Here is a 16,753-nt window from a genome sequence, read left to right on the forward strand (position 1 = left end):
TTATAGATTGACGTAGTTGAGGTACACTACGTTGCCTGACGGAGGCTTTATATCCGATCACTAGTCCTAATTGCGGACGCTTCGCAATTCGTACCTATAGTTTAAACTTTGAACCGTCAGTTTATTTTTTAATAGGCTGGCGGTATTTTTTTGTAGAAGGAGTGAATTTTGATGACTAGAGATGTGACCAGTATTCCTTTAAATCATTTGCTTATAAGTTCTGGAACCGATATTGATTTTAAAATGATTTTAGAGGACTACAGGGCATGTTTTTCTGGACATAAAGTTCATTTGACAACCAATTATAATCAATTGAGTCAATTCGATATTGTATTTTCTGAGAATCAATTACCGCATTTGATGGGATGGGAAAAAGTTAAGGGGCGGGGCAGTAAATCTGCATCTGCAATAATTACAGAAGTGGATTCAGGAACGTGGACGTTGAGTGATGCAAAGAAAAATCAGCGTTGGCATGAAGCAAAGAAAAGAATGCTGAATTATAATATTATGCATCGAATATTCTTAGATCAAGATTTGGTGCCGATGGTTTTAACCTCTGACATGAAACCGAATCGTTTGAAACTAGATATTGTTTTTGTTGCCAATAAAGCTCATGAATCAGTGATTTTGGGATTCAGGAAGTCTAAGGATAAAGACTTTTTTGTTCCCACAACACTACACACAGAGAGTCTAAATAATTCATACAACTTACGTAGGAGAACTAAGATTAGCTCGTTAGAGTGGGTGGATTAGTTCTGTCCGTTAGGTAGTGGTCGTAGTGAAAATTACACTGAGAAGCGCTCTCAAACATGAATTTGTGCGTGCCTTTGGGAACGGCCTGTGCAGTTGAAGTTGTCACTTACTTCAGTTTCGTGGCAGGCTTAATTTTCACCACTCCGGAGGCATAAACAAGGTTCAACCCTTTAGTAAATGTTAACTAAATAACAGGTGAAATTTTGATTTTCCATGAAAGCGGATGGCACCGGTCATTTGCTTTTTTATTTTCCGATAATGGTGAAGAAATTTGCCTGAAAATCAAATCCGAATTGAAATTAAATATGAAACATGTTATACCTAGGATAGTAACTATGAAAGCGAATACATAACCGTGAAACTTGCGGATTTGGAGGCCGACACGATGCAATTTGATGATTTACTGACAGAACAACGGAATCACCGGTCAACACATATTGATCGAGAATCCACGTTAGAAATGGTTGCGACGATCAACCGAGAGGATCACCGCGTAGCGCGCGCCGTACAAAAGCAATTACCGCAAATCGCAGCGGCGATTGATGCTGCGTACCCACTCTTTGATCAGGGTGGCCGTTTGATTTACGTGGGGGCCGGGACTTCTGGTCGACTCGGCGTGATTGATGCGACCGAACTGCAACCGACCTATGGACTGAGTGGCGAGCAGACCTTTGGCTTGATTGCCGGGGGCACGGACGCTTTGACCCACACGGTTAAGGCGGCAGAAGATTCTGTTGAGCTGGCGCAAAACGACATGGCTGGCGTTGACTTGACCGACAAGGATGTGGTGATTGCGAGTGCCGCTTCCGGCCAGACGCCTTACACGTTGGCTGCCTTGCAGTATGCGCAGGATCATGGTGCCGTGGGCATTGGTTTTTCCTGTATCGAGGGGAGCCCGCTGTCCGAGCTAGCCGACTATGCAATCACACCGGTCGTGGGACCGGAAATCATTACCGGGGCTACGTTACTAAAGGCTGGGACTGCCGAGAAGATGGTGCTGAACATGTTGTCCACGGGCATCATGATCAAGACGGGCAAGGTCTACCAAAACCTGATGATCAACGTCGTGCCAACCAACGACAAGACGTTTGAACGGGCCAAGAAGATTATTGCCGAAGCCACCCAGACGTCCACCTTGGCCGCAGAACGGGCCTTGGAACGGTCAGATAACAACGTGCCGCTCGCCATCGTGTTGATTGAAACGAAGGGAACCATTGCGGAGGCGAAGGCCTTGCTGGAAGCTACCGGCGGCCACGTTTCGCAAGCGGTTAAATTGAACGATTCACAACATTAAAGTTGGCAAGAAACTTGACTGGTCCACACCAATTCTCTATACTTTAACTCAGGTATAAGTGGAAAGGAATGTGGCAGAATGTATCTTGCAGATGAACACCGTTACGACAAAATGCCGGTTCGCCGGGCAGGAAATACGGGTTTCCAATTACCCGCAATTTCTTTTGGGATGTGGCACAGCTTTGGGGAGAACGCCAACTATGGCGACACCCGCGACATTATCCTGAAGGCCTTCGACGCCGGTATTTTTAGTTTCGACTTGGCGGCAAACTATGGTCCTGGCTCATACGCCGCGGAAAGCCTCTTTGGTGAGGTTTTACACCGCGAATTGATGCCATACCGTGATGAATTGGTCATCAGTAGTAAGGCTGGCTTCCATATGTGGCCTGGCCCTTATGGTCAAATGAGTTCCAGAAAGGCTTTGACGGCCTCTTTGGATCGTTCCTTGAAGGCAATGGGGTTGGACTATGTGGATATTTACTACAGCCACCGGTTTGATGCCGAAACGTCTCCTGAAGAAACGGCCGTGGCCCTGGACGACTTGGTTCGCCAAGGGAAGACGCTGTACGTTGGGATTTCCAACTACACGAAGCCACAAGCCGAAGCCATGATCAAGATTTTCAAGGACTTGCACACGCCATTCGTCGTGGACCAAGTTTCTTACAACATGTTGAACCAAACCGCTAATGACGATGGCTTGTTCGACATGCTGGCCCAAAATAACGCCGGGGCTATCGCTTACGGGCCACTGTCCGAAGGGTTATTGACGGACAAGTACCTCGATGGGATTCCTGAAGACGTGGACATTCACTGGTCCAACGAATTTGTCTTGGACAACGGTCGCGACAAGATGGTCCAAAAGCTCCAAGCACTCAACAAGATTGCGCAGAGCCGGGGCCAAAAGCTCTCCCACATGGCCTTAGCCTGGTTATTACACAACCCGGTTATCACCAGTGTCATCACGGGGGCTTCCAAGCCAGAACACTTGAACGAAAACATCAAGGCTGTTCAAAACCTGGAATTCGACCCAGAACAATTAGCAGCAATCGATAAAATTTTAAAGGCTTAATGATTAAGCGAAAAGGACTAAATTTGGCGGGCAATCGTCAATTTAGTTCTTTTTTTCGGAAAATTTAGTGAGCAACTTCATCATTGAAGTAAAACTGAAAGTCACAGTTGGCCGAAATTGGGTGGACCAATTTTAAAACTGGACTCTAAGAAAGTGGCCGATTTGGAGGATTAACCACTAAGCCACCCCTAATTTGCGGGTAACTGTGTGAATACGTTGCAGGTGAAAAGGGTCAAACGCTGAAATTTTTAAAATAGTCGCAAAATCCCGCGTGCCATGGGGTATAATAAAACATAGGTTAAACTTGGTGCCGGCGAAATTACCGGCCTACAAAGTATGTGACAATCAGCTGATAGACAAGCCATCAATCGGTGAGCGGTTTATCAGAGGAGAAGTGATTGTCAGCAATCGGCTAGTGAAATGAACACGCAAGTCAGAGTGACCAGAGGCGGGCCAAGGTGCCCAGCTGTGTCGGTGGTCTTAGCTGAGTGACCTTCTCAGCTTAGTCCATGGGACGACCTTGGAAACTCGCGAACCGCAGCGAGGTTTCAAGGCGAGGCGCCAGACCGTTCCTCAGGCTGGCACCGTTCCCCACAGCAGGGCATCTTGAGCCCGCCGGCGGGAACGGCCTTGATGACTGTTCATTTCATTAGCCAGGTGCGCTGGCGGTTAAATCTAGACGGTGGAGGTTGGCTATGACACGTAAAGTAACGATCCGGGACCTTGCTGAAGCGGCGGGCGTTTCGGTCACAACGGTTTCGCAAATTTTAAACGGTAAGGGCGAGCGCTTCAGTCTGGATACTCGGCGGCGGGTTCATCAGTTGCAAGAAGAGATGGGCTACGTGCCCGACTTCAACGCCCGTAACCTGATTATGAAGTCGGCCCAGACAATTGGTGTGCTGGTGCCGAACCTGGGGAACCCCTTCTTCAGTATGTTTGTCCGCGGGGTGCAGGAGACTAGCCGGGAGCGGCACTTCATCCCCTTAATCTTTGGGGCTAATCATGATGAAAAGCTAGAGAGCTACTACCTTGAGGAACTGATCAAGCGCGCGGTTGACGGCCTCATCATTGCCAGTGCCTCGATTACGGCCGAAGCTATCGATAATATTTTAAAAAAGAACGGGATTCCGTACCTGTTGATCGATCAAAACGGGGGACCTAGTGTGGACCGCGTACGGATCAACGATGAACAGGGTGGACAGCTTGCTGCGGACCATCTGTTAGCGTTGGGCCATGAGAAAATTGCGGTCGTCATGCCAGATGACCCGACTCAAAACCTGCAGATTCGGTTGGCTGGGTTTAAACGTCGGCTTGCTGAACATCACGTGGACCTGCCGGAAAATGCTATCGTGCATTCAGCCATGACCAAGTTAGGCGGTTACCAAGCAACGGCTGCCGTCCTGGCTCAGCACCCAACCGCGGTCTTCGCCATCAACGATGAGACGGCGTTGGGACTCATGCGTGGGCTCCACGAGCAGGGATTATCGGTGCCCAACGACATCTCAGTATTAGGCTACGATGACATCGACCTGGACGAGTACGTGGTGCCGAAACTGACCACGATTCACCAACCGGTCGTAACCATGGGTCAACAGGCGACCGGGCTATTGATCAATCGCATCAAGGATCAACGGCAGGCGGCTCAGCTGGTAGATTTACCGGTCGACCTGCGTGAACGCGAAAGCACGGCGCATTTGAAATAAATTTCAGTTAGTTCTTGTAAGCCTTTTCGAAACATGATACGCTAAGGGTAATCTAAACGGATACCCTCGGTGTGTCAGCATTGAGTAAAACGTTTTACAATTTTAAACACTGCTTAAGGAGTGAAGGTAAATTATGTCAAACAAAGTTACGGTTCTCGGAAGTCTAAACGTCGATACGACGCTGCGAGTTGCTCGGATGCCCCAACCAGGGGAAACGTTGTCAACGGAAAACAAGAGTAGCGCTGCCGGTGGGAAGGGTGCCAACCAAGCGGTTGCGGCTGCCCGGGCCGGTGCTGAAACCAGCTTTATCGGTAAGGTCGGTAACGACGACGCCGGTCGGTTCATGGTGGAATCTCTGAACAATGACGGCATCGATACCAGTGCCATCATCACGGATAAGACCGTTGGAACTGGTTCTGCGTTCATTCTCCTGGATGAAGCTGGCCAAAACAGTATTTTGGTTTACGGTGGGTCCAACCAACAAATCAAAGCGGACGAAGTCATTGCCCGTGAAGATGAAATTGCGAAGGCTGATTTCCTGATTACCCAGTTTGAAACGCCACAAGCCGCAACCTTGGCAGCGTTTAAAGTTGCCAAACAACACGGGGTCACGACCATTTTGAACCCGGCACCAGCTGCGAAGATCGACCCAGAGATCCTGAAGGTGACGGACCTGGTTGTCCCTAACGAAACGGAAAGTGCTGAGCTGACCGGTATCGAAGTGACTGACGAAGCTTCTATGGATGCGAACGCTAAGAAATTCCGTGAAATGGGCGTGAAGAACCTGATCATCACGGTCGGGAGCAAGGGGGCTTACTACGCCACCGCTAACGAATCTGGCTTCGTGCCAGCGTTCAAGGTACACGCAGTCGACACCACGGCTGCTGGGGACACGTTCATTGGGGCCTTGAGCTCACAATTAAAGCCTGACCTGAGCAACGTGGCCACGGCCTTAGTCTTTGCCCAACGTGCTAGTTCCTTGACTGTTCAAGGTTTAGGCGCAATGCCATCGATTCCAACGGTTGCTGAAATCGAAGCGGCTAGCCAAAAGTAATCTTTCAGAAAACAGATAATAAAATCGCAGACTTAACCGATAATTTTCGGAAAAGTTTGCGATTTTTTTTGCGTTTTGGGACAACCGGTTGCAAGCTAGCTAAATCGGTCTATTTGGTATATCTGATTTTTGACGTTTAGAATCACCGGTATAACAACTTTTTGACGAGGGGTTGCATTAATCATTTTAAATTGGTATAGTGATGAAAGTCGATGAGCGATTGGCGATTTTACCGGTAAGATCAACGAATTGGGAACATCAACCAAAAACAAGGCCGTGATTGGTCCGGCCGATTTAAGTGAGGTTATTTAAAAATGTTGAATGAAGAAGTCGTTACTAACCAAATGGATTTTGATGAAACGGATACACAAGCGGTCACTGCCGTGCGGATGTTAAGCATGGATATGATCTCGCGGGCACGGTCGGGCCATCCCGGTCTACCGTTGGGGGCGTCACCGATGGCTTATGTGTTATTTTCTCGGCACCTGCGGGTTGACCCGTCATTTCCACAGTGGTTCAACCGTGATCGGTTTGTCCTTTCCGCCGGGCACGGGTCAGCGATGCTTTACAGCCTGTTGCACCTTAGCGGGTTTGCGCTGGACCGCCACGATTTAATGAATTTCCGACAACTGGGCAGTAAGACCCCGGGCCATCCCGAAGTCGGCGTGACCCCTGGGGTGGACGCGACGACCGGGCCATTAGGTCAAGGCATCGGCATGGCGGTTGGGATGGCCATGGCCGAAAGTCATTTACGGGCAACCTACAACCAACCGAATTTAAACGTTGTCGACCACTATACTTACGCGTTGTGTGGCGACGGTGACTTGATGGAAGGGGTTGCCGCCGAAGCCGCTAGCTTAGCCGGCCAACTCCAACTCAATAAATTAATTGTTTTGTATGATTCAAACGATATTTCACTGGATGGGCCATTAAGTAACGCCTGCCAGGATGACGTGGGCCAACGGTTTGAAAGCTATGGCTGGAACTATCTGCGGGTCGCCGATGGTGAGGACCTGGAAGCCATTGACCGGGCCATTCGCACGGCCAAGAACAATCAATCTGGGCCAACTCTGATCGAGGTCAAGACACAGATTGGGGCCGGGAGCCCCGCCGCAGGAACGAACAAGGTTCATGGGGCACCGCTCAGCGAGGCGGATCTGGCCACGACGCGGCAGAACTATAATTGGGACTGTGATCCCTTTACGGTGCCAGCCGCCGTGCACGAACGGTTCATGACCACTATCAAGGCTCGCGGCTGGGCGAGCCACCAAGAATGGTCGAACCTAGTTGCCCGTTATTCCGACGTGGAACCAGAGTTGGCCACCCAATTTGCGCAGGGCATCAGTCAGGCGTTACCCGATGACCTGGCCACGCAACTGCCAACGTATTACAAGAAGGACCAGTTAGCCACGCGGGCTAGCGGTCATGAAGTTCTCCAACGGTTGAGCGCGGCGGTTCCTAACTTGTGGGGGGGATCCGCGGACTTGTTTAGCTCCAACAAGACGGCGGTGACCGACAGTGAGCGGTTCAGTGCTGAGAACCCTCGTGGGAAGAACTTGTGGTTTGGGGTGCGGGAATTTGCTGAAGCCGCAGCGATGAACGGGATTGCCTTACATGGTGGGACCCGAATTTACGGGTCAACGTTCTTCGTGTTCTCCGATTACATGAAACCAGCGATTCGGTTGGCGGCTATCCAACACCTGCCAGTGACGTACGTGTTTACCCACGATTCTCTGGCGGTGGGGGAAGATGGCCCGACCCACGAACCCGTTGAACAATTAGCCGCTTTACGGGCCATCCCCGGGTTAACGGTCTACCGGCCAGCCGATGGCAATGAAACCGCGGCGGCCTGGTTGGCAGCGATGCAGGCGACGGACCATCCAACGGCCATCGTCTTGTCCCGTCAAGGCTTAGCGACGTTGCCACGGCCCATGGCTGTTAAAGCGGGTGTCAAGCGGGGGGGCTACGTGGTCGCAGATGCGCACGATGAGGCGGAAGGTATCTTGATGGCTTCCGGTTCAGAAGTGAACCTGGCCTTGGCCGCACAGGCAAAATTAAGCGAGCTCGGCCACGACGTCCGCGTCGTTTCACTGCCAAGTTTTGAAAAATTCAATGCGCAATCCGCTGAGTACCAAGACCGAATTCTCCCACGGCATTTGCGCCGTCGGGTCGCCGTGGAAATGGCCAGTGGCTTAGGCTGGTGCCAATACACGGGCCTGGATGGCATCATGCTCACCCAGGAACGGTTCGGCGCCAGTGGTCCAGGAAGCACCGTCACCGAGATGGCGGGCTTCACACCAGAACGCGTGGTGCAAGCTTACTTAGCGCTAAACTAATGCGGTCAAATGAATAACCAATATTCGGGGAAGCAACAACCATCGGAGACAGCAAAGCTGGGACACGGGTCCTGGCTTTGTTGCGTTCTGAAGCAATCAACTGGCTAACAGGGCTATAGTAAACATGTCATTAGCTATAAGACAATTTAATAACCATTCGAAAAGGAGCACGATTGTTGTTGAAAATAAATGGGCGATGTCAGCGGACCAGAGGCGGATCAAGGCGACCGGCTGTGTCGGTGGTCTTGGCTGGGGTATTTTCCCAGCCTAGACCACGGGGCAACCTTTGAGACCGCACCCCAGGCTCGAAGGTGAGGTGGAAGCCCGTACTTTGGCTGGAACCGTTCCCCACAGCAGGGCGCCTTGAATCCGCCGTCGGGGAGCGAAATCACCAACCAATTGATTTTCAACGTAACAAGTTTCCGCCCAAACCTAGTAAGTTGTTAAAATTATTGGTATATTGGGGGTAAAGACACTGGAGGCGGTTTTTAATGGATATTCGACGGATCAAGGTACCGACAGCGCTGGTGTGGTCTACACCAACGACCGTCACAAAAACGGATCGACCTTACTTGAAGGATGGCAATCTCACGACCTGGTTAGCGAGCTTAAAACCAGCAGAACGGGAACAACTCGCAGATAAGAATCGGGTGGTCAGTGAAGCCCTGTTTAACGATCGGGTGATTTTAGACCGGGTCGAGGGTGAATGGGCCCACGTTTTCGTTACCCGGCAAAGCAGTCGTCAAGAACGACGCGGTTATCCTGGTTGGATTCCATTAACGCAACTGACTACCAGTGACGAAGAACTCGATTACCCAACGACCACGGTGCGGTTGGCCCATCCGGTTACCCAACTCTTAGATGAGAACAAGCAACCCCTGATGGAACTGCCATTGGGCACCATTTTGCCGACGACGGGTCAGGACAGCGAGTGGATCCAAGTGGTCACGCCGCTGGGGCATGGCTGGATCACGGCCGCCGCGGCTACGCTAGGCGTCGAGGGTGCCGATGATGGTAGCCGGCTCCTAACCTTAGGCAAACAATTTCTGGACACGCCTTACCTGTGGGGTGGCATCACACCTCAAGGCTTCGACTGTTCCGGCTTGATTTATGCGTTACACCGGGCGTTGGGCTACATGATTCCCCGGGACGCACAGGATCAATTTGCCAACGGCTATCCGGTTGCGCCCGAAGAACTGGCTGCCGGTGACCTGGTCTTCTTTGCCCGGGAGCACGGCACGGGTGAGATTCACCACGTGGGTCTGTATGCCGGCAGTGGGAAAATGTTACACGCGCCTAAGCCGGGTGAAGCGGTGCAATTAGTCTCGATGACGGCGACCGGTTTGGCCCCAGAATATGCGGGTGCCCGGCGTTTCTGGCAATAAAGCAAGTCTGAAGAATTCTCTAAATTCATGGCAGGACTCCACGCAACGGGTGGGGACCTGCTATACTTGTTTTTGGGGGAAGTATTCTAACGAGAAGAGAGGAACATTCTAATGAAGATGAAACACGTTGTTTTAGGATTGGCCGCGGCCTTATTAGCAGTCGGCATCGGCGGTCAAACGTTGGCAGTTCACGCTGACACGACGGATAGTTCCACGGATACCACCAACACCAGCAGCTCCGCAACGAGCGGTAGCACCGTGCAAACCAAGGCACTCTCCAAGGCCTACGTGGTCTACGGTGCTGGTTTAGCCAGCGAGGACAAGGATACGGTCGCCTCTGCCTTAGGGGTAAAATCAAATTATACAGCCTTAACGGCAACGGGGAGTGATTATGCCCAATACCTAAATTCAGCCGGAACGACCGATGCCAGCATGATCAGTTCCGTGGCGTTAGCGCCCGCTGACCCAGGAACCGGCGTCAAGGTCAACATTGCCGAATATAATGGCAGTAACAACATTACCGAAGTGACCTCACAACAATATGCGATGGTCGCAACCATGGCGGGGGTCAAGGACGTCATCATTACCGTGACGGCGGACAAATCCGTTTCCGGTGAATCTGCGCTGACCGGCGTATACAAGGCCTTGGCCGCAGACGGCTTGACGTTGAATTCAGAAAACACCCAAGCCGCTAACGGCGTGCTGGATGCCACTCAACCAGCCATTGATTCCAATAGCAGTAACAAGAAATACCCAGGGAAATTAATGTCCGCTGTCGGGTCCGTTTCCTCCGACCTGGCTAAGCAACGACAAAATGGCGATGACCTGGCCACCAAGGCGGACATCGAAGAGATGTTGCAAAAGGCCCTGGCTAAACAAGGCATTGACGGTCAAACGAATTCCACCCAGATCACCAACATTGCCATTGCATTGAGCAAGGTGCAACAAGCCCCAGTCTCAACCAGTAAGAACTACGTCACCAATGTCACCAACGTTGCCAATAACCTGGCAAATAGTATTGGGGACAAAATGGCTGGTGTGAAGGATTTTGCCAACAGTGCGGATGCCCAAAAAGCGGAAAACTTCATTGTGCAAATTTGGCAGAAAGTCGTCAACTGGTTTAAGAGCTTAGTTGGCTAATAAGCAGTAAGAACGGCGGGTTAACAAATTAACGGGAGTTTATCTCCCGTTTTTTTGTGCCCTTTTTTAAATTTCACAAAGTCGAGGGCTCGATGAATACTTGTAGCATGCAGAAAGCGCCGCCAACATTAATTTGTATTCTGCAATTAATCGTAAAATGTGACGCTTATGTAAATGTGTGATAGTGACGGGTAACCAGTTGATGAATGAAAAAGAACAAATGTTTGAATAGTAAGCGAAGGGAAATAGCGATAGAAAGGGCTTTCAAGAACGTCGTAAATTTCAGAAAACGTCAAAGGGAACACCGGTTCAGCTTAAAAAATCCGTTAACAATTCCTTAATATTTCACAAGGAACTGGGAAAACGTGTGGTACTATTAGTTTGTGATTCGTGTTGACTATGAACGAACGGGATTACGCTTGATCGGCGTGTGACCACGTTCACTTTGTTTGAAAAAATCTAAAGTCATAAAAGGACGTGTTGGTGAAGATGAGTACAGGACAACGCAAAACCAAAGCATTTGTTGGGGTCGTCGGGGCCATTGGGGCATTCGCGGCGGGCGCAACAATTACCGCAAATGCGGATAGTATCCAAGTTAAGCCGGGAGACACCGTGTGGGACCTTTCACAAAAACTCGGTGTTTCTATTCAGGATTTAGAACAACAGAATTCAATTGATGCCAAGACCGATTTAATCTTTGTTGGGCAACGATTACAAGTCAAATCAGCTAAAACCGCTAACCAATCATACACAGTCAAGTCTGGCGATACCTTATGGGATCTCGCTCAGACCTACCACTTAACAGTGGCACAGTTACAGAAGGCCAATGATATGTCCGGCGATATGTTAAGTGTCGGTCAGAAGTTGACGATTCCACAAACGAACGTAACCAAGAGTGACAGTACGACCAGTCAAGCAACGGCTAGCGCTACCAGCCAGTCCACGCAAAAAGCCAACGCCGTTCAAGCCCAAATTGTGGCTGAACAACAGGCCGCTGCAAGTAAGCAAAAGCAACAAACCGCCGCAGCAACTAGCAGCTCGACGGTGACGAGTGCGGCGAAGTCAACGAGCTCAACGCCAGCAACTACTGGACAGAGTAATGCCGCCCAGTCATCATCAACGACGGCGTCGAGTCAGGCGAAGTCCTCAACGGCCCAAACGAGTTCGCAAACGACTAGTCAATCAGCTTCAACGAGTTCGACGATGAAGCACCAGGCGGCTGCACAATCAGCTTCACAGCCAGCGGCTAGTTCATCCGTGACGACGCCTTCATCAAGCGTATCAAGTCAAAGTGCCACGTCAAACGCAACGACGTCTTCAGTTGCCAGTCAATCGCAATCAGCAACGAGTAACCAGACGCCAACTAGCAACGCCACGACGACGGCACGGCGCAGTCGCGCGGCCTTAGTACGGTCAACGACGCCAAGTGCGACGAGTCAAAGCACGACGAGCCAGAGCCAAACTAGTACGGCGGCTAACCAGTCAACGACTAGTCAAAGCACCGTACAGAGCAGTACCAGTACGCCAGCTGCCACGAGTAGCAGTGCGGTCACCCAAACGGGCAGCCAAAACGCGACGGCCACGACTGCGGCTAAGAAGACCAAGCGGATCAAGACCACGACGCGTTCTGCTGTGAATAATCAGACCACGTCATCTGCTTCTGCAGCCCAAGGGTCCACGTCTAGTTCAACGGCAGCCGTTGCATCGACCAGTAGTTCCACAAAGAAGCAAGCTAGCACCAGTGGCTTGACCTCAGGTTCCGTCACGGGCTTGGCCTTGAAGCTAGCTTCAGCCAACATTCCTTACGTCTGGGGTGGGTCTTCCTTGAGTGGGATGGACTGTTCTGGTCTGGTCGCTTACGTTTACCTGCACGCTCAGGGCGTTAGCCTGCCACATAACACGGTTTCCCAAGAAAGCTACGTTACCACGCACTCTGTGGGCTCAGCTAAGCCTGGGGACATTCTGTTCTGGGGATCTAAAGGGGCTACGTACCACGATGCCATTTACTTAGGCAACAATCAATTTGTTGCGGCACCAGAACCTGGTCAAAACGTCAAGGTCCAATCCATCAGCAAGTACTTCATGCCTTCCTTCGCGGGAACCCTGAAGTAGAGCGTTTCCACCCGAAGCAGGGGTTTAGCCACTTTGGCCAAACTGCCGAAAAAAGTTAAGATTATCGTTAACAAATCCGTGACCAAGTGTTATGATACTTTTTGTCATTTAGAGACAAACAAGTAATCATAAATAAACCTGGTTGAAGGAGTTGTGTATTGATGAGTAATCGAATTGAGATTCTGGAAGAATACCGGCAAGCTAATTCACAGTTAGCCACGCTTAAGCGGAAAGAGTCTGAGAGTGTTTGTTCTAGTTCGGAAACGGTGCGGATTGAGCCCCGTTACGGCGAGGAAATGCATGACCTATCCAATAAGTGCGCTCAGCTGGACATGATTCTGGAAGCAATGGATGCTTCGGAAGATTAACTAAAAACCTATCGAGGAGTTTGGGGATAAATCCCAGGCTCCTTTTTTGCTGGCTAGATTTCGGTGGCTGACAACCGTCAAACGTCAATATTGGGATATACAAAAAGCCGTAGAATGGCTAGACAGATGTCCAGATCATTCTACGGCTTTTAAGATAGGAAGCTTATTAGATGGTTAAATCAAACCAGAAGGGATACTGTTTAACCCCAACGTAGACGTCGAAGAAACGTCCACCCATCTCTTCACCGTCTAATTGGCCGTATTCGATGGCCGGAACGGTGAGGTGGACCTTTGATGCCTGATAGTAGTGAACGGCCTTAGACGTCAAATGACGCTTAAATACGAGCCGTAGGGCTAACCACATCAGCTTCAAGAAGTTAGGCTTCTCGATAACCACCAAATGAAGTTGATGATCTTCAATCGTGGCCCCTGGAGCGATTCCGACGCCACCGCCGAAGTAGGGATGATTAGTTGTAGTCACCAAGAAGGCGTTGGCATAGATGTCTCGTTGATTGCCCACGTGAACGGTCAACGTGAAGCCAGATTGGTTGTAATACACATCTAATGCTGACGCCAGGTAAGATAGGGAGCCCATGTGGTGCTTGTTGAGCCAAATTTTGGCTTTGGATTGATTGGCCTTCGTGATGATGGCCGCATCGAAACCAATCCCCAAATTGTTCGTGAAGACACCGTGTTCATGCTTAATCGTTTCATCGTACGCACCAATATCATAATTGGTTGCGTGGGTACACTGGATGACCTGATCAAAGGCGTCTTCCCACTTCAGGGCCATACCGGCGCCACGGGCAAAGTCGTTGCCGGACCCGATGGGGATGTAGCTAACCGGAATCGGGTAAGTCCGGGGTTGTTTGGTGAGACCGTTAATAGCCTCGTGCAGGGTGCCGTCGCCCCCAATGGCGAGAACCACCCAATTTTGGTGGGGTTCATCGGGGAGTTGTTTGGCAAATTGCTCACTCAACAGAATGGCGTGGTGCGGGTACTCCGAAACAGCCAGTTGGTAGGAGACCTGGGCGTCATCAAGGCGTGCCTTGATCTGAGGCCAAAGTGTAGCGGCCTGACCACTTCCTGCATGTTCATTTAGGATGATATAGAACTGGACAGTCACCGTACTGCTCCTCTCAATTTTTAGTCCATTTCATTATAAACGAAAACTAGCGGGGTGCCTAGTGATTATCGTCGACTTTCCTTAGTTGTAATGTAAGCACCTAATAACTGACCGTCTATGATTGGTGGTAAATCCACGATATGATAACCTCATCAAATAAATTGGTGAGGTTTTTATTATGGAAAAACAAGACATCGTTCAAGTCCGAATGCCACGTGAGGCTGCCGGAACAACGCCAGTTGTTCCCAGCCGGGCAATTCAGTTGAAAATTGGTAAGAACAAATCAGTAATCATCTACAATAAAGCCAATGGTTACATCGTTGATGCTGTTCTTAAGGCGGTGTTCAATGATGCTCATTGACCCGTCTAAAATTAATCAGGTCTATATTGTCTGTGGGAAAACCGACTTACGTCGTGGTATTGATGGCTTGGCAGCTGTTGTACAGGAACAATTTGAGCTAGATCCATACAATCAGGCTCTTTACCTGTTTTGTGGTACCAGAAAGGACCGCTTCAAGGCTCTTTATTGGGACGGTGATGGATTCCTCCTTTTGTATAAACGGCTAGAAAACGGTCGACTTCAGTGGCCGACCAATCAAAATGCCGTTCGTCGCCTTAACTTTAGACAGTTCAAACTCTTACTAAGTGGGTGGTCGCTTGACGCGACTGTCCACAAAGTCAGGACACCTCGGCACGTAAACGTCGCCACGGAAAGATAGCTATTCATTTCCAGAAGGCTATGGTAAACTCAAAAGAAATCGATACAGAATGGGTGGGATTGCCAATGACTGCGGAACAGGAACAAATCGCCATGTTAACCGCAAAGGTAAAAGAACAGGCTGAAATTATCGATTACCTAACGAGAAAAATGTTCGGCCAAAAGTCAGAGCAGGTCGATCCTAATCAGTTATCACTTCTGGAAGAAGATGACCGTGTTTTTACCGAGCCAGAGCAAACTGGCCAAGAAAACCAAACAGATCAAGTACAGTCAACGAAAAAGCGTAAAAAGACGCGGCAAGAAGTCTTAAGCCGTGATTTACCTGTAAAGATTACTTTCGTTGATGTCGAAGACAAGCTGTGTCCGCACGGACACAGCTTAGTTTTAGTGGGCGAAAAATTTGTTCGCGAACAACTATACTTCCAGCCAGCAAAGTTGTACCGTGAAGAAATTCACGCTCATACATATAAATGCGTCGATTGTGAGAGCATTGATGGCCTCGCTCATTTGATACAAGCACAAGTTTCAAATCCAGTGATTCCTCACAGCCTTGGTTCGGCTTCGGTAATTGCGGAAATTATCCATCAAAAGTACGAGCAAGGCGTTCCCCTTTACCGACAGATAAAAGATTGGCAACGCCTGGGAGTCAACCTATCTGAGACAACACTGGCCAATTGGATGATCAAGTCTGGGAAATTGATGAGGCCACTTTATGAGCTGATTAGAAAAACATTGATGGCACAGAGCTGTCTACAAGGCGATGAGACACCCATTCAGGTTCTGCGAGAACCTGGAAAGAAAGCCAGCTCCAAGTCTTACATGTGGGTAGCAAGGTCGGTTCGGAAGTCTCCGATTCAAGCAGTGTTATATGCGTATGGTAGTACTCGTTCAGGGACCTTTGCCCAAGACCTCTACCGAGGTTTTAGGGGTACTTTCCAATGTGATGGGTATTCTGGCTATAACAGTTTAGGAGACTCGGTCACTCGAATTGGCTGTTTCGCCCATGTTCGGCGGAAGTTCTATGACGCAGCAAACGTTAAGGGAAGAATTCAAATGAGTCGTCCCTTAAAGCTACTGGACAAAATGTTTGCGCTTGAACGGGAATGGCAACACTTCTCTCCACGTTCTAGGAAGCGTCGGCGACGCGGCAAATTGCGAGGCCTGCTTAATAAATTCTGGAGATGGATTGATCAGGCAGATGAGCTGCCAAAAAGTCAGCTTGGCAAAGCAATTACCTATGCCCAAAATCAGCGAGCCACATTGAATAAGATTATTGAGCACGGTGAGTTTGATTTCAGTAACAACGCCGCTGAACGTAATATGAAGAGTCTAGTGATTGGCCGAAAAAACTGGCTGTTCAGCACTAGTCCAGCTGGAGCAAAGGCTACAGCTATTTGGATGACTTTGATTGAATCGGCCAAAACAAATGGTGTTAATCCACGAGACTACATCCTTTATCTTTTAGAAAATATTCCCCAACTGCCGGCATTCGCGAAGGAATCTGAGCTAGTAGCTTATTTACCATGGAATTTTACACAGCGACCGGCTGGCCGCTACGAATTAAACACGATAGCCGCTTAAGACATGGAAAGAAGATGGCGTCCTCAAAAACCGAGGACGCCATCTTCTTTTTAGTCTGTATTTCAATACGGTCAGTTATTAGGTGCTTACGTTGTAATAATTAAGACGCCAATGG

At 49.7% G+C, this 16,753-nt stretch carries 14 protein-coding genes; 13 read left to right on the forward strand and 1 reads right to left on the reverse strand.

Annotation, left to right across the window (positions count from 1 at the left end):
- Positions 1–171: 171 nt before the first annotated feature.
- From ACEPST_RS11540 to ACEPST_RS11585, 10 genes are all read left to right on the forward strand, one after another.
- Positions 172–753 carry a PBECR4 domain-containing protein gene (locus tag ACEPST_RS11540; RefSeq protein WP_204121493.1) on the forward strand — a complete coding sequence of 194 codons (582 nt, stop codon included), beginning with the start codon at positions 172–174 and terminating at the stop codon, positions 751–753.
- Positions 754–1,138: 385 nt separating this feature from the next.
- Positions 1,139–2,047, forward strand: coding sequence for an N-acetylmuramic acid 6-phosphate etherase (gene murQ, locus ACEPST_RS11545; RefSeq protein ID WP_204121492.1), 909 nt, complete (start codon positions 1,139–1,141; stop codon positions 2,045–2,047).
- 78 nt (positions 2,048–2,125) lie between these two features.
- Entirely contained in the window at positions 2,126–3,115 is a 990-nt protein-coding gene (locus ACEPST_RS11550; RefSeq protein WP_203646052.1) for an aldo/keto reductase, read from the forward strand.
- 695 nt (positions 3,116–3,810) lie between these two features.
- Complete coding sequence (rbsR, locus tag ACEPST_RS11555) at positions 3,811–4,818, forward strand: ribose utilization transcriptional repressor RbsR (RefSeq protein ID WP_204121491.1); 1,008 nt, start codon at positions 3,811–3,813, stop codon at positions 4,816–4,818.
- 133 nt (positions 4,819–4,951) lie between these two features.
- Positions 4,952–5,872 (forward strand): ribokinase, encoded by a 921-nt coding sequence (gene rbsK, locus ACEPST_RS11560; RefSeq protein WP_203646054.1) that lies wholly within the window; start codon positions 4,952–4,954, stop codon positions 5,870–5,872.
- 314 nt (positions 5,873–6,186) lie between these two features.
- Positions 6,187–8,208 (forward strand): transketolase, encoded by a 2,022-nt coding sequence (tkt, locus tag ACEPST_RS11565; protein WP_395390868.1) that lies wholly within the window; start codon positions 6,187–6,189, stop codon positions 8,206–8,208.
- 491 nt (positions 8,209–8,699) lie between these two features.
- Complete coding sequence (locus ACEPST_RS11570; RefSeq protein ID WP_203646056.1) at positions 8,700–9,593, forward strand: C40 family peptidase; 894 nt, start codon at positions 8,700–8,702, stop codon at positions 9,591–9,593.
- A 111-nt stretch (positions 9,594–9,704) separates the two neighbouring features.
- Entirely contained in the window at positions 9,705–10,733 is a 1,029-nt protein-coding gene (locus ACEPST_RS11575; protein WP_204121489.1) for a DUF1002 domain-containing protein, read from the forward strand.
- A 489-nt stretch (positions 10,734–11,222) separates the two neighbouring features.
- Positions 11,223–12,845, forward strand: a complete 1,623-nt coding sequence (locus ACEPST_RS11580; RefSeq protein ID WP_204121488.1) for a peptidoglycan endopeptidase — start codon at positions 11,223–11,225, stop codon at positions 12,843–12,845.
- 161 nt (positions 12,846–13,006) lie between these two features.
- The gene (locus ACEPST_RS11585; protein ID WP_125763008.1) at positions 13,007–13,213 is read left to right on the forward strand and encodes a hypothetical protein; all 207 of its coding nucleotides are present in this window, start codon (positions 13,007–13,009) and stop codon (positions 13,211–13,213) included.
- A 166-nt stretch (positions 13,214–13,379) separates the two neighbouring features.
- Here ACEPST_RS11585 and ACEPST_RS11590 read toward each other — a convergent pair whose 3' ends face one another.
- Entirely contained in the window at positions 13,380–14,339 is a 960-nt protein-coding gene (locus tag ACEPST_RS11590) for a diacylglycerol/lipid kinase family protein (protein WP_203646059.1), read from the reverse strand.
- A gap of 178 nt (positions 14,340–14,517) precedes the next feature.
- Here ACEPST_RS11590 and ACEPST_RS11595 point away from each other — a divergent pair, with 178 nt between their 5' ends.
- From ACEPST_RS11595 to tnpC, 3 genes are all read left to right on the forward strand, one after another.
- Entirely contained in the window at positions 14,518–14,700 is a 183-nt protein-coding gene (locus ACEPST_RS11595) for a hypothetical protein (RefSeq protein ID WP_020089635.1), read from the forward strand.
- On the forward strand, positions 14,690–15,058 hold the full coding sequence (gene tnpB, locus ACEPST_RS11600; protein ID WP_020090538.1) for an IS66 family insertion sequence element accessory protein TnpB: 369 nt from the start codon (positions 14,690–14,692) through the stop codon (positions 15,056–15,058). The genes ACEPST_RS11595 and tnpB overlap by 11 nt, the downstream gene beginning before the upstream one ends.
- A 65-nt stretch (positions 15,059–15,123) precedes the next feature.
- Positions 15,124–16,638, forward strand: a complete 1,515-nt coding sequence (tnpC, locus tag ACEPST_RS11605) for an IS66 family transposase (RefSeq protein WP_395409182.1) — start codon at positions 15,124–15,126, stop codon at positions 16,636–16,638.
- Positions 16,639–16,753 lie beyond the last annotated feature (115 nt).

It is taken from the genome of Levilactobacillus sp. FUA 3915 (assembly GCF_044053135.1).
GTDB classification, from domain to species: Bacteria; Bacillota; Bacilli; order Lactobacillales; family Lactobacillaceae; genus Levilactobacillus; species Levilactobacillus lanxiensis.